This window comes from Geodermatophilus sp. SYSU D00703 (assembly GCF_054050155.1).
The window spans coordinates 158865-179287 of record NZ_JBJGYU010000003.1; the positions used below are offsets into that span (position 1 = coordinate 158865).

Consider the following 20423-nt stretch of genomic DNA (forward strand, 5'->3'; position numbering starts at 1 on the left):
CGACGTCCCGTCGCTCCTGCTACGCGGACCGCCGTCGCGCCAGGCTCGCCGCACCAGCGGTCTCACGCAGGAGGCGGGCATGCCGACGTACCTATCCCCGGGCGTCTACATCCACGAGGCGCCGTCCGGATCCCGCCCGATCGAGGGCGTCGGCACCGCGGTGGCGGCATTCGTCGGGCTGGCGGCCGACGGGCCGTTCAACGAGCCGACCCTGGTCACCAACTGGACCCAGTTCACCCGCACCTTCGGTGACTTCGTCGACGGCTCCTACCTGGCCCACAGCGTCTACGGCTACTTCCAGAACGGCGGCGGTCAGTGCTACGTCGTCCGGGTCGGCCAGGACGGCGCGGCCGGCAACGGCCGGGCCCGGGGCGACGGCCGGCGTCAACAGCAGGAGGCCATACCACCGGCACCGCGGGCCGAGCTCGGTGGCTACCGCGTGCTGGCCATCGACGGGGGCACCCGGTCCGGGGAGATCACCGTCGAGGTGGCCGAGGCCGGGGGCGACTCGCCGTCCGAGGACATGTTCAAGCTCGTCGTCCGCCAGAACGGCGAGGTCAAGGAGGAGTACGATCGCGCGACCACCGGCCGCGGCAAGAGCAACGTCGCCACGATGGTCAACGCCGCCTCCAAGCTCATCCAGCTGGAGGAGGTGGCGACCGGCGGTCAGCTGGAACGCCCGGCGCCCGGCACGACGGCGTCCCTCGTCGCACCTGCGCCGCCCCCGCCGCCCGACGCGGTGCCGTCTCCACGGCTGTCCGGTGAGGACTACGTCGGTGACGTCGCCGACCGCACCGGCTTCGGCGGGCTGCAGGCGGTCGACGAGATCACCATGCTGTGCGTTCCCGACCTCATGAGTGCCTACCAGCAGGGCACGCTCGACCTCGAGGCCGTGAAGGCGGTGCAGCTCGCGATGATCGCCCACTGCGAGCAGATGGGTGACCGGATGGCGATCCTCGACCCGCCGCCGGGCCTCAACGCCCAGCAGGTCAGGGACTGGCGGATGGACGGCGCCGGCTACGACTCCGCGTACGCGGCCCTCTACTGGCCCTGGCTCGAGGTCATGAACCCGGCCAGCAACGCCAGCATGTACATGCCACCCAGCGGCCACATGGCCGGCGTCTGGAGCCGCAACGACGACACCCGCGGCGTGCACAAGGCACCGGCCAACGAGGTCGTCCGAGGCGCGCTGTCGCTCCAGACGCAGATCACCACGCGAGAACAAGACCTGCTCAACCCGCTCGGCATCAACTGCATCCGCGTCTTCCCCGGCCGCGGCATCCGGGTCTGGGGCGCCCGGACCCTCTCGTCGGACCCGGCCTGGCGCTACCTCAACGTCCGGCGGCTGTTCAACTACCTCGAGGAGTCGATCCTCGACGGCACCCAGTGGTGCGTCTTCGAGCCCAACGACCGTGCCCTGTGGGCCCGCATCCGCCGGACGATCAGCGCCTTCCTGGTCAACGAGTGGCGCAAGGGCGCCCTGTTCGGCAGCACGCCCGACGAGTCCTTCTACGTCAAGTGCGACGACGAGACGAACCCGGCCGAATCCATCGACGCCGGTCAGGTGCTCTGCGAGGTCGGCGTCGCCCCCGTCAAGCCGGCGGAGTTCGTCGTCTTCCGGCTCGCGCAGTTCTCCGGCGGCACCGCTCTCGTCACCGAGTGACCCACCGACCCCGAGAGGGAGATCCCCATGCCCCTGCCCGAACTCGACAGCTCGGTCGGCCACTCGTTCGGCCTGGAGTTCGACGGTGTCGCGATCACCTCGATCACCGAGGTGAGCGGCCTGAAGATGGAGCAGGACGTCATCGAGCTCAAGGAGAACGGCCCCGACGGCAAGTACGTGATCAAGAAGCTGCCCGGCCGGTTCAAGGCCGGCGAGTGCACTCTCACCCGGGGCCTCACCGAGGACAACAGCTTCGAGAAGTGGATCAAGGACGCGCAGTTCGGGAAGATGACCGACTCCCGCAAGGGCGGCGCGATCATCGTCTTCGACTACGAGGGCAACCCGATCAAGCGCTACAAGTTCACCAACGCCTGGCCCAAGAGCCTGGAGATCGGCACGCTCAAGGCCGGCGACACGAGCGTCCTCACCGAGAAGCTCGTGCTGACCTACGAGCGGCTCGAGGTCGAGTGATGCGCCGGACGCTGGGCGGCGTCCTCGGCCTGGACGACAACCCGGCCGCCCGGGTGGACCAGGCGCCGCCTCGGGACCCGCCGCAGGAACGGATGCGGACGGAGTTCCCGTTCCTGCTGCCGCGCGGCTACGTCGACGGCGCCGGGACGGTCCACCGGGACGGCGTCATGCGGCTGGCCACCGCCCGCGACGAGCTGGTGCCGCTGCGGGACGACCGGGTGCGCGACAACCCCGCCTACCTCAGCGTCGTCCTGCTGGCCCGGGTGGTCACCCGGATCGGCACGGTCGACGACGTCCACACCGGCGTCATCGAGAACCTGTTCGCCTCGGACCTGGCCTTCCTGCAGGACCTCTACCGGCGGATCAACCAGGAGGGGCACACCCGGGCCGCCGTCACCTGCCCGTCCTGCGGGCACGGGTTCGCCGTCGACGTCGCCGGGGGCCGCCTGGGGGAATAGCGACGTACGCGGCCGACCGCATGTACGAGGAGGTCGCGTACATCGCCTACCACTTCCACTGGCCGCTGGACGACCTCCTCGACCTCGAGCACGCCGACCGCCGGCGCTGGGCCGAGGAGATCGCCCGCATCAACACCCGCGTGCAGAACGGGAGGTGACAGAGTGCCCAGGTCGGCCTGGTCGCCCTGGCGCAAGCCGGCCCGCCCGACCGGCCCGGCGGCACCCGCTCCCGGTGCGACGGGGGGCTGGCGCCTCGTCGCACCGGTCCAGCGGACGGTCGCGCCGATGCCGGTCACCGCTCCCATCACCCGGCTGACCGCGGCGCTGAGCACGTGGGCCGATCCCCGTTTCGTCGCGCCACTCGGGCACGTCGTCGACCCCGACGGTCCCAGCGGCCAGGCTGACGGCCTGCTGCGGCCCGCGGCCGGCGCCGTGGTCCAGCGCGACGGCCCCGACCTGCCGCTCGTGTCGCGGCGGCCGTCTCCGCGGCGGGGCCCGGCGCGGTTCCGGTGGAGCACTCTCGCGACGACCCCCTCCCCGCCGCAGGAGACCCCGGTGACCACCCCGGACCCCGTCGCGGCTGACACCCCGGTGTGGGCGCCCCCGTCGGTCCCGGCGGGGACGGCCCAGGCCGCACCACCGCTCACCGCGGCGGCACCCGTGGCCCTGCCGCTGCCGGTCCGGCCCGCCGTCGCCGTCGCCGTCCAGCGCGAGGTCTCCTCCCGACCGCCGGGGCAGGGGACGGGGCCACGACCGGGCGGGCACGGTGATCCCGGGTCCGTCGGCACGAACCTCGTCGCCGACACCGGCGGCAGGGCTCGTCCCGGCGAGGGGGCCTCGGACGGGGGCGCGGCCCCGCCGCCGGTCGCCGGCGGCACGCCGCACGGGACCGTCCGGCGCAGTCCCGCCGAGCCCCCGGCGGCGACGGACTCCGGCCCGTCCCCACGCACGCCGGCGGTGACGTCGTCAGCCTCGGCCCTCCCCACCGCCGGCACCGGGCAGCCGGAGTCGCCGACCATGGACACCTCCGCCCCCGAGCTGCCGGTGCCCGGCGAGGCCGCCGACGGTGCCCCAGCGGACGATGCGGACGAGGTCGTCCCCGAGCTCCCGGTTCCCGGTCAGGCCGTGGCGGGTGCCCCGACGGACGATGCGGGCGGGCCGGCCCCCGAGATCCCCGGTTCCGACCCCCCCGAGCCGGCACTTCCCGCGCTCCCGGTGGTCGCGCAGCGGCAGGAAGCGCCGTCGAGCCCCGCCGCCGCGGAACCGACTCCGCTCGCCACCCACCCAGCACCGGAACCCCCGCCCGCCACGACACGACCGAGCCGATGGCGCATGGGTACCCCGATCCCCGGACCGGTCGACCTGCAGCGGCTGGTCGCGCCACCGGAATCCGTGCTCGGCCCGCTGGCGCCCCCCGGGGCGGGCAGCGCTCCGGCGGGGCCGGTGCTGTCCTCAGCGGCCGGCGGGGAGATCTCGTACCCGAAGGCACTCCCTCCGCCCCGACCGGAGCACGACGCTGCCACCCATCCGGCCCGCGGGCCCGAGTTGTCCCCCGGACCGGGTGGCGCACCCGTAGAGCCCCCACGTTCCCTCGGCGGCAGCGCGAACCTGCACACACCGGTGGTGCAGCTCGCCGTCCAGCGAGCCGTCGGCGGCAGCGCGCTGCGACGCGGGCTCGGCGCGCCCCTGCAGCAGGGGGCGTTGGAGGAGGGGATGCCGGCAGGCGGCTCGGTGCAGTGGTTCGACGCGGACTCCCCGGCAGCGGACGAGCGACCTGCGGCGGCCGGCGCCGCCCGCCCGCCACAGTCGGCACGACCCGCGGTACTGCGGCACACCGAACAGCCACTCACTCCCGGTCGGCCGGGTCCGCCGCAGCCGGCTCCGCCGTCCCTGGCTGCCGCGGCCGAACCCGTTGAGATGCCGCAGCCCACGGGTGCCGACCACGCCGGAGAGACGACCGCGCCCGGGCCGATGCGGGCGATGGAGAAGCAGGACCCGCTCAGCCCGGCCCCGCCGCCCCTTCAGCATGAGCGAGGAGACGGGACCGAAGGGCCCTCGTCGGTACCCGACCCCGCCGCTTCGGTGGACGGGCCTCCGGATCCGGCGTTCGCCGACGGGGGCCACACCGCCCCCGCGGCGGCTCCAGCGCTCCGGCTCGCCCCGCTGCTGGGCGCGCGTCCGGTGATCGGCGCTCTGCTGCCCGGCTCGGCCGCTCCCGCGATGCAGCGGCGAGCGGACCCGACCGCGCGGAGCCAGGGCGAGTCGGACTCGGTGCCCGGACGGGCGACACCTCCGCCGTCCCCACGGAGGGGAGCGCCGCGAGGGCAGTCACCGGGCGCCGACGTCGCCCTGCAGCGTGAGGTCCCCGTGCGAGTCCCGCCGTTCCCGGCTCCCCGCTCCGTCGGGCCGGACGGCCAAGTGCGCCGTGGGCCGGTCCGGGACGGGTCCGTCGGATCGGTCGCGGGCGAACCCGTCGTGGTGCCGATGGCAGGGCCGGTCGCGGAACCGGCCGTGCAGCGCGCCGTCCCGGGGGGAACCGCACCGCCTCGGTGTGCCGATCGTGACGTGCTCGTCGGGCCGGACGCGGACGGGTACGCGGGGTCTCTCGTGCGCGAGCCCGTCGCCGTGCCAGCGGAAGGCCCGGTCGCGCAGCGCGAAGCCGACCCGGGCGCGGTGGCGGTCGCGAGGGGCCTCGCCGTCCGGGAGGCGGACGGGTCGGTGGCGTTCCTCCCACCCGCCGCCCGGCACGGGACCGCGGCCCCCTGCCCGCTCCCCACGGCTCAGGCCACCGCCCTCCAGCGAGCGCCGGGGGACGACGGCGACCGAGGCGCCGTCCCGGTGCGACACCTGGTGCCCTCGGCCGATGACGCGGTGGTCCAGCGCCAGGACGCCCCGGCCGGTGACACCGCCCCCGCCGGGGACGCCGCCCCGGACGGAGGCGCGCCTGCCACAGCACCGGCGCCTGCCGCGCCCCCCACCACGCCGCCGGCTCCCGCAGGCGCCTTGCCGACCGACCTCGACGAGCTGGCCCGCCGCCTGTTCGACCCGCTGTCGGCCCGGATCCGGGCCGAGCTGCGGCTCGACCGCGAGCGGGCCGGCGTCATCACCGACCTGCGCCACTGACGGCGGAGCCGAGGAGGAACCGTGACCGCCGACACCCACGCCGACACCGATCCCGCCGTGAGCGTCTGCTTCGCCGTGAAGATCGACCCTGCTGGAGGCAACTCCGACAGCGGTGAGGTGGATCTGGGCACCTTCATCAGCTGCGAGGGCCTGGGCTGCGAGGTGGTCGTCGAGCAGCGCGAGGAGGGCGGCAACAACGGCTTCGTGTGGCAGCTGCCGACCCGGCTCAAGTACTCGAACGTCAAGCTCACCAGGCCGGTCGGCAAGGACACCACCAAGCTGACCGCCTGGTTCGCCTCGCTGGTCAACGGCATGGAACGCCGGACCGCCACCATCTCGGCGATGAACGCCGAACGGCAGGTCATCGCCTCGTGGTCGCTCACCGGCGTCATCCCGGTGCGCTGGACCGGGCCCAGCCTCAGCGTCGACTCGCCCAAGGTCGCGACCGAGACCCTGGAGATCGCCCACCACGGGTTCCTCCCCGAGGGGGCGTGATGGCCACCGTCGTCGCGCTGCACCCCGGGATGAGGGCGCCGGCCCCGGGCCACGGAACCCGACCGCAGCTCGAGCACGCCAAGCTGCAGTTGCACGACCCCAAGCCCGGCGGGAGCGGGAAGGACGCGCTAGGGGCCGAGCGGGAGGCCATCAAGTTCCAGTTCAACCCCAAGGAGCTGTCGCTGACGAAGTCGGCGAAGTGGGAGCGCAAGCCGGCCCGCGGGGCGAGCACCGCCGGGCCGGTCGAGTTCGCCGGAGCCGAGCCCTCCAAGCTCTCGCTGGAGATGTTCTTCGACGAGGCCGAGACCCGGGACGGCAGCGTCGTCGGCAACGTGGAGCGCCTCCTGGGCTGCTGCATCCCCACCGAGGAGAGCCGTGGGCAGAAGCGGGCCTGCCCTCCGCTGGTGGTCTTCCACTGGGGCCAGATCGTCGGCTTCCCGGCGTTCGTGACCCAGGTCAGCGCCAAGTACACGCTGTTCGACTCCGAGGGCACCCCCCTGCGGGCCACCTGCAGCGTCTCCCTCGAGGAGCTGGCCGGTGACCTGGAGGGCCAGAACCCGACGTCCGGGGCGCTGGCGACCCGCCGGCGCCACACGGTCGTCGCCGGCGACAGCCTCGCCTCCGTCGCCTGGCGGGAGTACGGCGACCCCGGCATGTGGCGTGCCCTGGCCGAGTACAACGGCATCGACGATCCGATGCGGCTGCGCGTGGGCGCCGAGCTGCTGGTCCCCGCGCCCGAGGACCTCCTGCCGGGCGGGCGGTGACCCCGTGGAGATCAGCAACGGCTTCCTCGTCGAGGTGGACGGCACGCCGCTGCCCTCGGACGTCGAGCAGCTGCTGTCGTCGGCCTACGTGGACGACTCGCTGCACCTGCCCGATCTGTTCGTCCTGCGCTTCCGTGACCCCGACCGGGTGGTGATCCCCAAGACCGGCGTCGCGGTGGGTGCGACCGTGCGGATCTCGATCGTCTCCAGCGGCAGCCAGGGCCCGCGGCCGATGGTCACCGGGGAGGTCACCGCGCTGGAGGCGGAGTTCGACAGCGGCGGTACGTTCACCGTCGTCCGCGGCTACGACCACGCCCACCGGCTGTTCCGCGGCCGGCGCACCGAGACCTACGCCCAGATGACCGCCTCGGACATCGCCCGCAAGGTCGCCGAGCGCGCCCAGCTGCGGATCGGGACGATCGAGGCCACCACGACCGTCTTCGACCACGTCACCCAGGGCGGGGTCACCGACTGGCGGTTCCTCTCCGGCCTGGCCCGGGAGGCCGGCTACGAGATGGTGGTGCAGGACGGCCGGTTCTCCTTCCGCCGTCCGCGGCCGGCCGCCGAGGCGCCCGACGCAGGCGGCCGCCCCGTGACCGACCCGCTGGTGCTGCACATGGGAACGGACCTCCTGCGCCTGCGCACCGTGGTCACCGCGGCCGAGCAGGTCAAGGAGGTCCAGGTGCGCGGCTGGGACGTCGCCGCGAAGCGGGCCCTCGTCGCGGACGCGCCCGCGCGGACGACCAGCGCCGAGCTGCCGGCCGTGACCCCCACCGCGCTGGCGGACGCCTTCGGCGCGCCGGTGTACGTCGCGACCGACGTCCCCTACCGGTCGCAGTCCGAGGTCGACGCCGCGGCGGGGGCCCTGGCCGAGCAGATCGCCGGGGCGTTCGCCGAGCTGGAGGGGGTGGCGCGCGGGAACCCCGAGCTGCGGGCCGGCACCGCGATCGCTCTGGACAACCTCGGTGTGCCGTTCGACGGGAAGTACACGGTGACCTCCTCGCGGCACCTCTACGACTCGACGAGCGGCTACACCACCTCGGTCGCCGTCACGGGGCGGCACGAGCGGAGCCTGTACGGGCTCACCTCGGGGGGCGCGGCGGCGCCCGCCGCGCCGGGGGTCGTCATCGCGCAGGTCAGCGACGTCAACGACCCGCAGCAGCAGGGGCGGGTCCGGCTGACCTTCCCGTGGCTCTCCGACGACCACGTCAGCGACTGGTCCCGGACCGTGCAGCCGGGGGCCGGCAAGGACCGCGGCGCGATGGTGGTCCCCGAGGTCGGCGACGAGGTGCTCGTGGCCTTCGAGCAGGGAGACATCCGGCGGCCCTACGTCCTCGGCGGTCTCTACAACGGCGTCGACACCCCCAGGCCCGGCGCGGTGGGGCTGGTCGATCCCGGCTCCGGGGCGGTCAACCGCCGTTCGGTGGTGTCCCGTCGCGGCCACCGGATCGACCTGCTCGACGAGGACGGGCGGGCGGAGGGGATCAGTCTCTCGACCGGGGACGGCGGGCTCCGCCTGGTCCTGGACGCCACGGGCACGGCGATCACCGTGGCCGGCGACGGCACCGTGCTGGTCGAGGGGACGAAGGGCGTCGTCGTCGACGCCGCCGGCTCGAAGCTGGAGCTCAGAGGCGGCCAGATCGAGTTGACCGCGCAGCGCGGCGTGACGGTCGACGGCGGTGGTGGACCGGTCGAGGTCACGGCCGGCGGGCCGCTCTCCCTCACCGGGACCACGGCCACTCTCGAGGGCAGCGCGCAGACGGAGGTCAAGGGCGGCGCGCTGTGCTCGGTGCGCGCGGCCCTGGTGCGCATCAACTGACGAGATCGGAGGCAGCCATGCCACCTGCGGCACGGGTCGGCGACCCGACCGGCCACCCGGGGGTCCTGCTGCCGCCGGGTGTGCCCACGGTCCTCATCGCCGGGAAACCGGCGGCGACGGTCGGCACCCCGCACGCCTGCTCGTTCCCCCCGCCGGCCGTGCACCCGCCGTCGACGGTGGTCCCACCCGGGTGCCCGTCCGTGCTCATCGGCGGCAGGCCGGCGGCACGGGTGGGGGATCTGGCCGTGTGCGGGGCCCCGATCGTGGTCGGCGCACCGACCGTGCTGATCGGCGGCTGACCGGTGGCTGAGCGGTTCATCGGCGCCGGCTGGGCGTTCCCCGTGGGTACCGACCCGACCGGCAGCATCGCCCTCGTCACCCGCGAGCGGGAGGTCGAGCAGGCCATCTGGCTGGTGCTGGGCACGGCACCGGGGGAGCGGCCGATGCGGCCGGAGTTCGGCTGCCGGCTCCAGGACCTCGTGTTCGGCCCGGCGAACGCGTCGACCGCGGGGGAGATCGCCTACGAGGTGCGCACGGCGCTGGCCCGCTGGGAACCGCGGATCACGGTGACCGACGTCCGGGTCGGGTTCGAGCGGGTGGATGCGGGGACGGTCTACGTCGACGTCCACTACTGCGTCCGCGGCACGAACGACCCGCGCAACCTCGTCTTCCCCTTCTACGTCATCCCCGAGCACGCCGAGTCCGCGGCGGGCGGGGCGGACGGCCGCGTTCCGGCCGCTGCGGAGGGCTGAGTGGTGCTCCCGGTTCCCGATCTCGACGACCGTTCCTTCCAGGACCTGGTGGACGACGCCAAGCGGCTGGTCCAGCAGCGCTGTCCGACGTGGACCGACCACAACGTCTCCGACCCCGGGGTGACACTGATCGAGGCGTTCGCCCAGATGGTCGACCAGCTGATCTACCGGCTGAACCGGGTGCCGGACCGGCACTACCTCAAGTTCCTGGAGCTGCTCGGCGTCGAGCTGCGACCGCCGTCGGCCGCGCGCGGCGAGGTCACGTTCTGGCTCTCGGCAGCCCAGCCGCAGGCCGTGCTCGTCCGCGCGGAGACCGAGGTGGCCACACCGCGCACGGACGTCGCGGATCCGGTCCTGTTCTCCACGACCGAGGACCTGCACATCGTGCCCTGCTCCTACGCCCACGCCGGGTCCGCGCTCGCCGGTCGGGAGGCGGTCGACCACAGCGCCGCGCTGGCTCTCGGCCGCGGCTTCGCCTGCTTCGCGGCGGAACCGGTGGTCGGGGACGCGTTGCTGATCGGTCTCAGCAACGCCGTGCCGTCGTGCGCGGTCGTGCTGCGGCTCGACTGCGAGGTCCGGGGAATCGGCCCTGATCCGCGCGATCCGCCGCTGCTCTGGGAGGCCTGGACGGCAGCCGGCTGGGTGCCCTGCGACGTGGAGCGCGACGGCACGGGAGGTCTCAACCTGGCTGGCGACGTCCTGCTCCACGTGCCCAGGGGGCACCAGATGGCGACGCTGGCACGGCAGCGCGCCGGCTGGCTGCGCTGTCGGCTGCTGGAGCACCGGCCGGACCAGCCCACCTACAGGGCGTCCCCCCTCGTCCGGGCGGTCTCGGCCTTCACCATCGGCGGCACCGCCCGCATGCTGCACGCAGAGGTGGTGCGGGACGAGGAGCTCGGCGAGTCCGACGGCTCACCCGGCCAGCGGTTCCCCCTCCGGCGCCGCCCCGTCGTGGCGGGGGACGAGCCCGTCGTGCTGCACGTCTCCACCGCCGGCGGCCGGCAGGAGTGGACGCAGGTGCCGCACTTCTCCCTCTCCGGGCCCGACCATCACCACTTCCGGATCGACCCGGTCGACGGGGAGGTCCAGCTGGGGCCGGCGGTCCGTCAGCCGGACGGGACGCTGCGCCGGTACGGGGCGGTGCCGCCCAGGGGAGCGCGGCTTCAGCTGTCGGTGTACCGCGCGGGCGGGGGCCCGCGGGGCAACGTCGCCCGCGGCGAGGTGCGGCTGCTCAAGACGAGCGTCCCGTACGTGGCCCGGGTGGAGAACCGCCGCGCCGCGGTCGGCGGCGTGGCCGGGGAGACGGTCGAGGACGCGAAGGCGCGTGCCCCGGTGCTGCTGCGCTGCCGCGACCGGGCGGTGACGGCGGAGGACTTCGAGTACCTGGCCCGTGAGGTCGCCCGGGACGCCGCCCGGGTGCAGTGCCTGCCGGGGGAGGGGGCCGAGGCGTACGGCGTGCGGCTGGTGGTGGTGCCGCACGCCGAGGCCGACGAGCTGGGGCGGGTGGCGCTCGATGCGCTGCGCCCGTCCGACACCCGGCTTCTCGAGACGATCACCGCGCACCTCGACGAGCGCCGGCTCGTCGGCAGCCGGCTGCTCGTGCAGTGGGCCGGGTACCGGTCCGTCACGGCGGTGGTCAGCGTGGCCGCCCGGCCGGGCCACGAGGCATCGACCGTGCGGACGGGGGTGCTCCGTGCGCTCTACGCCTACCTCGACCCGGTGCGCGGGGGCCCCGACGGAACCGGCTGGCCGCTCGGCAGGGCCCTGCACGTCCGCGAGCTGGTAGGAGTGCTGGGGACCGTCCCTGGAGTGGAGCTCGGTCAGGACGTCGAGGTGCGGCTCTTCCCCGCCGATCCGGGCACCGGGCAGCGGGGCGACCCGGTGGCGCGGTTGGAGCTCGCCGCCGACGAGCTGGTCCACTCCTACGACCACCAGGTCCGGGTGCGGTCATGAGAGGGCTGGTGCCCGACCTGGCCACGCCCTTCCCGCTGGGCCGGACCCTGCCCGGCCTGTACCAGGGCGACGAGTTCACGCAGGAGATGTGCGCCGGGTTGGACGAGGTCCTGGCACCGGTGGTGGCCGATCTCGACTGCCTGCCCGCCTACCTGGACCCCACCACGACACCGCTCGACCTGTTGCACTGGCTCGCCGGCTGGGTGGGGGTGGACCCGAAGGACGTGCCAGCGGAGCGACGGAGGGACCTCGTCCGTTCCGCCGCGGGGCTGCACCGCCGGCGGGGAACCGCACGCGGCCTGCGCGAGGCGGTGCGCGTCTGGTTCGGCGTCGACCCCGAGGTGCAGGAATCCGGAGGCGCGGACTGGTCCGGCGAGGCCGGCGCCCCCCTGCCGGGCAGTGCGGCGCCCTTCCTCGTCGTCCGCCTGCGGGTCCCGGACCCCGCGACAGTGGACGTCCGACGGCTGGACGCTCTGGTGGCGGCGGTGAAGCCGGCGCACGTCCCGCACGAGGTCGAGGTCCTCGCGGTCGGTTAGACGAGGGCCGCCCCGGTCGTGGGCGCCTCGGTCACGAGGACGCAGGCAACGGAGTGGTTCCACTGCCAGGACCGGGCATCCGGGTAGACCTGGCCCGGCTGGTAACGCTGGTCGCTGAACACGTCTGCGCGGAGCCTCGCCTGGAACTCGCCTCGGCAGTCTTGACCAGCTGTCGTCTCCACCACCTCGGTGTAGGCCTGACCGGCGTATCCGAGATCCGCGACGACCTGCCCGGTGAGCTCATCCGAGCAGGGCACCACCTCGACAGATCCGATGGGGACGGTGGATCCGTCGGGAGGCAGGGGCGCTGCGTCGTAGCAGTCTCTGGGCTGTAGATCGAGTGCCGATGTCGTCGCGGGGTCGATGACCCCGACGCTGGCACCGTGCCGGCCCGCGCGCCTACCGCGCCGCCCGCACAGAGGTCTCCGCGGATCTCGTCAAGGACCCGGCCCTGGTGCTGAGCGGCATCGACGGTCGTCACCGGCATCCCGACCGGTTCTCCTGCAGCATCGGCCCCCAGCTCGCGCGCGGGCACGCAGAGCCTTGGGGGAGGAGGCGCTGCCGGTCATCCGGCTGCACGACCTGCGCCACACCCACGCCACGCTGCGGTTGGCTGACGGCGTGCCGGTGAAGGTCGTCTCCGACCGGCTGGGACACGTGAGCACCACCGTCACGCTGACCGTCTACCAGCACGTGCACCCCGGTGTGGGCTCGCGAGGCTGCCGACCGCTTCGCCGGACTGCTCGACGGCTGACCAGGGCGGCCCGACCAGGGTGCCGAAGTATCAAAGTGGTATCACGAGGACCTCCGAGGCCCCGACACGGGAGCGCCCCGGGCTCCTGACCCGCAGGGAGACCGGGGGGCGATGCCGTGTCCGACGGGCGACTCGCTACATGCGCACACGGCTCGTTACGCGGCGGTGACCCACAGGTCGGGACGGCTGCCTCGCCGTCCGGTAGTGCAACGACCCGGGGCAAGCCGTTGCCGACCTCACGCTCTGGGTACTGAACTGAACACCAGTCGCGTGCTGACCCTCGGGGCTCAATCCGGTACGCCTGCACGATCATGCTGGCATTTCGGATGGTCAGGACCGCAACTGCGCGGCTGCCTGGCTCGATGATGAGTGTCGCCGGCTCCACGCGCAGCAACATCGATGTCGGCGAGGACGGATGCGGCGCAGAGGGCGCGTCGACACCGGGAAGACCGACGCCGGAGTTCGGGTGCGGAGGCTCGGGTCGACGCATGCTCGATGCTCTCAGACCAACACCAGTTCGGGGACGGGTACAGGGCATGGCAGGAGCTCAACACCCCCGGCACGCCCAAGCACCGGGCCTACTCCCGGGCTTCGTGGTCTGCGCATGCGGGACTGCTGTGGTCACAGCAGCTCAGGAGACACGCGCGCGTCGTCATCCTGACCGCCCACCTCGGGGGACGGTTGGAGACCTCGGCTGGTCCTGCTTCAGTCGTAGCTCAGGACGCGAGCCAGTCGCCGTGAGGTTCACCTCGGTGTCCGAGGGGGTGTCTGAGTTCAGGACATCGTGCACAGCTGTCTCGGGACATCGTTCACACGTCGAGCGTGGGGGTGGACGAGGCGGATGCCGCAGCTGGTCGTCACGGCGGTGCTGGTCGAGGGCCGTAGCAAGAGCCAGGTCGCCCGGGATTACGGCTTCTCCCGGCGCTGGGTCATCACTCTCGTCCAGCGGTACCTGGCCGAGGGCGACGCTGGACTCCAGCCCCGCCCGCGCCGGCCGCTGCGTAGCCCGACCCGGATCGCCGACGAGGTCGAGGACGAGATCGTCGCGATCCGCAAGGACCTCCACCGGCACGGCTACGAGGCCGGCGCCGCCACCATCGCCGCCCACCTGACCCACCGGCACCGCTCGAGCCCTGCGGTCTCCACCATCTGGCGGATCCCCACCGCCCGTGGCTTCGTCACCCCGGAGCCGCACAAGCGCCCCGAGAGCAGCTACGTCCGCTTCGAGGCCGCGCAACCCAACGAGCGGTGGCCGACCGACATCAGCCACTGGCCGCTGGCCGACGGCACCGACGCCGAGATCTGCAACTGGCTCGACGACCACTCCCGCTACTGCCGGGCCGCACCGCCGCCGGGGTGTTCACCGCCCCCGCGATCGACGCCGGCTACCGGGCCATCGCCACCGAGCACGGCGATCCGGCCGGTGTGCCCAGCGACAACGGCGCGGTGTTCACCGGCCGCTACCGCGGCGGCGGACGAGTGGCGCCGGAGGTCACCCTGCACGCTCGCGGCGTCGTGCTCAGCCACTCGCGGCAAGGTCGAACGCTTCCACCAGACCCTCGAGAACTGGCTGGCCCGCCAACCGAGCGTCACCACCCTCACCGAGCGGCAGCAGCAACTCGATGCCTTCCGCGACTACTACAACACCGTCCGGCCACACCGCGCCCTGAGCCGCCGCACTCCGGCCGAGGCCTACGCCGACCGGCCCAAGGTCACCGCCACCGGCATTCCGCTGATCGCCGGCCACCTCCGGGTCCGCCACGACAAGATCGGCACCAACGGCAAGCTCACCCTGCGGCACAACAGCCGGCTGCACCACATCGGCCTGGGCCGCCGTCACGCTGGCACACCGGTGCTGGTCCTGGTCCACGACCTGCACGTCCGGGTGCTCAGCACCAGCGGACGACTAGCTCGAGACCTGACCCTCGCGCCGACCCGGGACAACCAGCCACAGACCCGAACGTGAACGATGTCGCGGAACACCTGTGAACGGTGTCCCGCGACATCGCAGTGGTGTCCGAGGGGCGACACGGCACATACGCACACGGCTACGGCCCGCATGACTGGCTTTGCGCCTACTTGCGAGCGAGCTGCCGAGGAGTGGTCGGCCCAGGCGCCGAAGTCGGTCGATGGCCCGCCGTTCGGTCGGACCACGCCGATGGGTGTCTTCTGCCTCCTGGCCCACGGCCCGGGGAAGGCAGCTGAACCAGGTCCCGTCGGCGGGCTGGCGGTCGCACGGTCCGGCGGCATGAACACGACCGGGCGGCCGGGCGCCGCCACGCGGGACGTGGCCGCCGCCATGGCTGCGGCCGCCGCGACCTGGTTGGCGGCCCTGGACGACGACCAGCGGGCGTTGGCCTCCTGACCGGCACCGGGGAGTGACGCGCAGACCGAGGACAAGCGGTTGCTCTGGTACTACGTGCCTACTGACCACGGCGGGCTTGCCGCTCGGCCAGCAGCGGGCGCCCCAGCAGTCGCTGGCCATGCAGCCGCTCGCCAGCGGGCTGTCGACGGCCGGCTACGTCACCGTGGCGACGATCCTGCGCTGGCAGAACGTCCTCGACCAGCACGAGGGCTTCACGGTCGACTGGGGCCGCGAACGTGACCGCGACCCGGGGCTGTACTACCTGCGCGTCTTCGGCGGCACCACGTCTCGCTGAGCAACCTCGTGGTCGACGACGAGGTCCGCTCGGTCACCCCGTGCTTCCTCGGCGCCGAGCCGGCGACTGCCCCCGGCCTGGGCGGTGGCACCCTGCGCCCGCTGGAGCGGGTCGAGGACCTCGCCCGCGAGCTGGTGCGTTCGCTGTCACGGGGGCTGCGGGACGTGGCCGTGCTCCTGGACCGGCCGCCGTCAGACGTCGTCGGCGGCAACCGCCCGCGCGTCGCCGACGGCGAGCAGGTGCTCCTGCTGCGCGACATCTGGAGCGGGCGCGTCACCGAGCCACGGCTGCGCGACCGGGTCGAGACCATGACCGCCGCGGCGGAGGCGCTCCGGGCAGCGCGCTGGACGCAGGCCAGCGGGAGCTGCCGGCGGCGCTGCTTTCGGCCCACCGGGGACGGGTCCGCGACGGGCTGGCCGCTCCGGTCGACCTGGTCGACCTGGAGCAGGTGCACCTGGCCCGGGCCGGGTCGTTCGAGCCGGGGGAGTCGCACTACTACGGCCTCCAGGGGCCCCCGGCTGCTGACCGAGTGGGACAACACCGCCCGCGACGCCAACCACGCGCACTCTGCCTGGTGGGACCGAGGCGGACTTCGGCACGGACGTCCTGGCGGAGCACCGGCACGCACACCACAGCGGCTGAGCAGCCCGCCGCTCGTCGCCGCGGAGGCCTGTTCGGTCCATCCGGACCGGCTCCGTTCGACACCTTGGGTGGGGACGTCCGAGCCCGTTGACACGGGGTGGCTGCTCGTGGAGGGTCGTGGCCCGCAAGTGATCCAGGTCACCCTCGCGACACGAACCGCAGGTGGCCGCGTCGTTTCCGGAGCCGACAGCCGTCGCGCCCGCCGTCGCCACGAGACGGGTACGGCGGACGACGTCCGGCGCGCTGGCACCCGGCCGGGACGCCGTCCGCCCGCACCTCTCGGAGACAGCGATGAAACCCGCACCGTTCCGATACCTCGCCGCGAGGACGACGGACGAGGTGGTCGAGCAGTTCGCGGAGCACGGGCCGGACGCCCGGATCCTCGCCGGCGGCCAGAGCCTCATCCGCCTGATGAACACCCGGCTCGCCGAGCCCTCGCTGCTCGTCGACATCGACGGGGTCGAGGAGCTGGACCGCATCGACCGCCGCGACGGCACCGTCGTGATCGGCGCCCTGACGCGGCAGCGGGCCTCGGAGCTGTCGGACACGGTCCGCGCCGCAGTGCCCCTCCTCGCCGAGGCCGGAGCGCTGGTGGCCCACCCCTCCGTGCGCGCGCGCGGCACCGTGGTCGGGAGTGTGTGCTTCGCCGATCCGGCCGCGGAGCTGCCCACGGCGCTGCTGGCGCTCGACGGGGAGGTCGTCGCCCGGAGCGCCCGCGGTGAGCGCGTCATCGCGGCGGAGGACTTCTTCGTCGCCGCTCACGAGACCAGCCTGGAACCGGACGAGTTCGCCGTCGAGGTCCGCGTCCCGGTGTCGGCCGGGACCCGCACCGGATCGGCCTTCCTCGAGCTGTCCCGCCGCCACGGCGAGCTGCCCGTGTGCGGCGTCGCCGTCACGGTGGCGCTCGACCCGTCCGGCCACCTGTCCGACGTCCGCATCGCGCTGGGCTCGGTCGCCGAGCGGCCGGTCCGCGCCCGCCGGGCCGAGGCCGCGCTGAACAACGCCCAGCCCTCGGCGGACACCATCGCGGGGGCCGCGGACCTCGCCGCCGCCGACCTCTCCCCGGTGAGCGACTGCCACGGTTCGGCCGCGTTCCGCAGGCACCTCGCGGTCGCCCTCACGAAGCGCGCCCTGACCCGAGCCATCGCCCGAGCCGACGGAGAACAGACGGATGCCTGAGAAGGTCCACCTCACCCTCACGGTCAACGGGGCCGAGCAGGAGGCCCTGGTGGAGCCGCGCACCCTGCTGACCGACTTCCTCCGCGACACGCTGGGGCTGAAGGGCACCCACGTCGGGTGCGAGCAGGGCGTCTGCGGCTCGTGCACGGTTCTGGTCGACGGGCAGAGCACCCGGGCCTGCCTGTTCTTCGCCGTGCAGGCGAACGGCCGCAGCGTGCAGACCGTCGAATCGCTCGCGCGGGCCGACGGCACGCTGCACCCCCTCCAGCAGGCGTTCAGCGAGCGCCACGGGCTGCAGTGCGGCTTCTGCACACCTGGGATGCTCATGGCCGCCACCGAACTGCTCGCCGGCAACCCGACGCCCGGGCCCGAGGACGTGCGCCTCGCGATGTCGGGCAACCTGTGCCGCTGCACCGGCTACCAGAACATCGTCGAGTCGGTGTGCCGCGCCGGAGAGCTCATCAGCCAGGCCCACACGTACGCGGCGCCGCAGCAGGAGGTCCGGGCATGACCGCCACCGAGGACGTCACCGACCCCACCACCGGCGACCGGAACCACCGGTGGGTCGGGCGCAGCGTTCCCCGCAAGGAGGACCGGAAGCTGCTCACCGGGCGCGCGACGTACGTCGCCGACGTCGTCGTCCCCGGGATGCTGCACGCCGCGGTCCTGCGCAGCCCGCACGCCCACGCGCGGATCGTCTCCATCGACACCTCCCGCGCCCGCGCCCTCCCCGGCGTGTTCGCCGTGCTGACCGGCGAGGAGGCCCAGCAGCACGTCGGCCCGATGACGGCGTTCTGCGCCGAGCAGGTCCCCCAGCACGCGATCGCCGTGGAGAAGGTGCGCTTCCCGGGCGAGGCCGTCGCGGCCGTCGCGGCCGAGAGCCGCTACATCGCCGAGGACGCCCTCGCGCTGATCGACGTCCGGTACGAGCTGCTCGATCCCGTCGTGGATCCCGTGGCCGCCATGGCCCCCGGGGCCCCCCGGGTGCACGACACGCTCGACAGCAACGTCGTCTTCCACCGGGCGATCGACTTCGGCGACGTGGACGGTGCCTTCGCCGGCGCGCACCGGGTGATCCGCCGGCGCGCGCGGTGGCACCGCATGGGCGCCCAGCCGATCGAAACCGCCGGTGCCGTGTGCTCCTTCGAGCCCTACACCGGCGAGATGACGGTGTGGTCCAACACCAACTTCCACAACTTCCTGCCGTGGGCGTTCGCCGGCATGCTCGGGGTGCCGACCAGCAGGCTCCGGCTCATCCCGTGCACCGTCGGTGGCAGCTTCGGCAGCAAGCACCTGCTGACCAAGGTCATCTCCATCGCCGGGAGCCTCGGCAAGGCGACCGGGCGACCGGTCCAGTTCCTCGAGGACCGCATCGACTGCCTGGCCGCCAACGACAACGTCGGCTGCGACCGCATCTACGACGGCGAGCTGGCGGTCGCCGAGGACGGCACCTTCCTCGGCCTGCGGCTGACGATCGTCGACGACTACGGCGCGTACTTCCAGTTCGCCCACGGCCAGCACGGCAACGCCATGGCCCAGCCCACCGGCCCCTACACGATCCCGGCCCTGGGCTACGACGTCTCCTGCGTGCTGACCAACAAGGTCCAGCAGGGCTTCTTCCGCGGCGCAGGGGCGGACCCGGGCAACTTCGTCCTCGAGCGGCTCGTGGACGCGGCCGCCCTCGAACTGGGCATCGACCGGGTGCAGATCCGGCGGCAGAACTTCATCCGGCCCGAGGACTTCCCGTACAAGATCCCGACCGGCAACGAGTACGACTCGGGCAACTACGACCGGGTGCTCACGCGCGCGCTCGAGGTCTCCGACTACGACTTCTGGATGCGCGAGAAGGAGCGGCTGCGGAAGGAGGAGGGCCGCTACATCGGCGTGGGTCTGGCCAGCTGCCAGGAGCGCAGCGGGTACAACGCCAGCGAGTGGTGGTTCCTCTACGACCAGCCCCCGCTCGGCGCGACGAGCACCCCGGAGTCGGTGAAGCTCGACGTCGACGCCACGGGCGGCATCCGGGTCGAGGTCGGCTGCCCGCTGTGGGGCAACAGCCCGGAGACGGTCGTCGGCCAGGTCGTCGCCGAGGAGTTCGGCGTGCAGCCGGACGACGTGACGGTCGTCTACGCCGACTCCACCTCCGGGAGGTTGTCGGCGGGCCCCGGCGGCAGCCGGCTGACCATCATGCTGTCCGGGGCCTCCCGCACGGCCGCGCGGCGGATCAAGGAGAAGATGACACGGATCGCGGCGCACATGATGGAGTCGGACCCCGACGACGTCGAGTGCATCGACGGCACCTTCCGGGTCCGCGGCGTGCCCGGCAGCGAGGTCGGCATGGCGGCGGTCGCGATGCGGGCCCACCTGTTCAAGCACGACAACCCGGAGGCCGAGTCCAGCGGCCTGGTCGAGAGCTGCACCTACGACCACCCGCACTCGACGCCGCCGGCGAGCGACCGGAGCGACATGGGGATCTTCTACCCGATGGTCAGCCACGGCTGCCACATCCCGATCGTCGAGGTCGACCCCGACACGGGCTCCGTGGAGGTCCTGCAGTACTACGCGGTCAACGACTGCGGCACCGTGATGAACCCCAAGCTCGTCGAGGGTCAGGTCATGGGCGGCATCGTCCAGGGCATCGGTGCGGCGACGATGGAGGAGTACGTCTACGACGCGGACGGGCGCCTCGGCACGCCGACCTTCCGGGAGTACCTCATCCCGTCGATGAACGAGGCGCCGCCCATGCACGTGGTGCACGAGCAGACCCCGTCACCCTGGACCGAGTACGGCGTCAAGGGCGCCGGCGAGGGGGGCCGGCTGATCGCGCCGACGGCGATGGCCAGCGCGATCAACGACGCCCTGTCCCCGTTCGGGGTGTGGGTCGACGAGCTCCCGATGACCCCCGAGCGGGTCGTCGGCCTGCTCGCGGCGGCCGGCCGGACGGGGCCGGCGGACCGCACCGGGTGAGGGCCCGAGGCTGCTGGTATCGGTGACGAGGTGCGCTTCGTCACCGAGCCCGACCTGGGCCGCCGCATGCCGCAGCGCGCCATCGATGCCGGAGCGCCGGCCGGCTGACCCCGCCGGGAACTCCGGGACTCCAGGGGGTTCGGGAAGAACGGCGCTGACCGGAGGCCACCTGCCCGGGCACTGACAGCGG

17 protein-coding genes and 1 pseudogene are annotated in these 20423 nt (G+C 73.4%); 17 read left to right on the forward strand and 1 reads right to left on the reverse strand.

Features of this window, described 5'->3' with window-relative positions; all coding sequences use genetic code 11:
* The first annotated feature begins 79 nt into the window (after positions 1-79).
* The 11 genes from ACI782_RS05855 to ACI782_RS05905 all read left to right on the forward strand — a co-directional run bounded on the left by ACI782_RS05855 (position 80) and on the right by ACI782_RS05905 (position 12034).
* Complete coding sequence (locus ACI782_RS05855) at positions 80-1663, forward strand: phage tail sheath family protein (RefSeq protein WP_456907047.1); 1584 nt, start codon at positions 80-82, stop codon at positions 1661-1663.
* 27 nt (positions 1664-1690) lie between these two features.
* Entirely contained in the window at positions 1691-2134 is a 444-nt protein-coding gene (locus ACI782_RS05860; protein ID WP_456907049.1) for a phage tail protein, read from the forward strand.
* Entirely contained in the window at positions 2134-2592 is a 459-nt protein-coding gene (locus tag ACI782_RS05865) for a hypothetical protein (RefSeq protein ID WP_456907051.1), read from the forward strand. The genes ACI782_RS05860 and ACI782_RS05865 overlap by 1 nt, the downstream gene beginning before the upstream one ends.
* Positions 2589-2750, forward strand: a complete 162-nt coding sequence (locus tag ACI782_RS05870; protein WP_456907342.1) for a DUF6760 family protein — start codon at positions 2589-2591, stop codon at positions 2748-2750. Before ACI782_RS05865 ends, ACI782_RS05870 begins: the two co-directional genes overlap by 4 nt.
* Before the next feature lie 2986 nt (positions 2751-5736).
* A complete protein-coding gene (locus ACI782_RS05875) occupies positions 5737-6210 on the forward strand; it encodes a phage tail protein (protein ID WP_456907052.1) in 474 nt (157 codons plus the stop codon).
* Positions 6210-6974, forward strand: a complete 765-nt coding sequence (locus ACI782_RS05880) for a CIS tube protein (RefSeq protein ID WP_456907054.1) — start codon at positions 6210-6212, stop codon at positions 6972-6974. Before ACI782_RS05875 ends, ACI782_RS05880 begins: the two co-directional genes overlap by 1 nt.
* A 4-nt stretch (positions 6975-6978) precedes the next feature.
* Positions 6979-8793, forward strand: a complete 1815-nt coding sequence (locus ACI782_RS05885; RefSeq protein ID WP_456907056.1) for a VgrG-related protein — start codon at positions 6979-6981, stop codon at positions 8791-8793.
* Positions 8794-8810: 17 nt separating this feature from the next.
* Positions 8811-9092 (forward strand): PAAR domain-containing protein, encoded by a 282-nt coding sequence (locus ACI782_RS05890; protein WP_456907058.1) that lies wholly within the window; start codon positions 8811-8813, stop codon positions 9090-9092.
* Positions 9093-9095: 3 nt separating this feature from the next.
* Positions 9096-9545, forward strand: coding sequence for a GPW/gp25 family protein (locus ACI782_RS05895; protein ID WP_456907060.1), 450 nt, complete (start codon positions 9096-9098; stop codon positions 9543-9545).
* Entirely contained in the window at positions 9546-11498 is a 1953-nt protein-coding gene (locus ACI782_RS05900; protein WP_456907062.1) for a putative baseplate assembly protein, read from the forward strand.
* Positions 11495-12034 (forward strand): phage tail protein I, encoded by a 540-nt coding sequence (locus tag ACI782_RS05905; RefSeq protein ID WP_456907064.1) that lies wholly within the window; start codon positions 11495-11497, stop codon positions 12032-12034. Before ACI782_RS05900 ends, ACI782_RS05905 begins: the two co-directional genes overlap by 4 nt.
* On the opposite strand, the gene ACI782_RS05910 is transcribed toward ACI782_RS05905, so the two are convergent.
* Positions 12031-12156: a hypothetical protein gene (locus ACI782_RS05910; RefSeq protein WP_456907066.1), complete on the reverse strand. Its 126-nt coding sequence runs from the start codon at positions 12154-12156 to the stop codon at positions 12031-12033. The genes ACI782_RS05905 and ACI782_RS05910 overlap by 4 nt on opposite strands.
* A gap of 241 nt (positions 12157-12397) precedes the next feature.
* Here ACI782_RS05910 and ACI782_RS05915 point away from each other — a divergent pair, with 241 nt between their 5' ends.
* From ACI782_RS05915 to ACI782_RS05940, 6 genes and pseudogenes are all read left to right on the forward strand, one after another.
* Positions 12398-12877, forward strand: a complete 480-nt coding sequence (locus tag ACI782_RS05915; RefSeq protein ID WP_456907068.1) for a tyrosine-type recombinase/integrase — start codon at positions 12398-12400, stop codon at positions 12875-12877.
* A 752-nt stretch (positions 12878-13629) separates the two neighbouring features.
* Positions 13630-14754 (forward strand): integrase core domain-containing protein, encoded by a 1125-nt coding sequence (locus ACI782_RS05920; protein WP_456907071.1) that lies wholly within the window; start codon positions 13630-13632, stop codon positions 14752-14754.
* 517 nt (positions 14755-15271) lie between these two features.
* Positions 15272-15612: pseudogene (locus tag ACI782_RS05925) on the forward strand (DUF3500 domain-containing protein); the annotation flags it as partial.
* Positions 15613-16381: 769 nt separating this feature from the next.
* Entirely contained in the window at positions 16382-17269 is an 888-nt protein-coding gene (locus tag ACI782_RS05930; protein ID WP_456907073.1) for an FAD binding domain-containing protein, read from the forward strand.
* On the forward strand, positions 17262-17780 hold the full coding sequence (locus ACI782_RS05935; RefSeq protein WP_456907075.1) for a (2Fe-2S)-binding protein: 519 nt from the start codon (positions 17262-17264) through the stop codon (positions 17778-17780). The genes ACI782_RS05930 and ACI782_RS05935 overlap by 8 nt, the downstream gene beginning before the upstream one ends.
* Positions 17777-20233: a xanthine dehydrogenase family protein molybdopterin-binding subunit gene (locus tag ACI782_RS05940; protein WP_456907077.1), complete on the forward strand. Its 2457-nt coding sequence runs from the start codon at positions 17777-17779 to the stop codon at positions 20231-20233. Before ACI782_RS05935 ends, ACI782_RS05940 begins: the two co-directional genes overlap by 4 nt.
* Positions 20234-20423 lie beyond the last annotated feature (190 nt).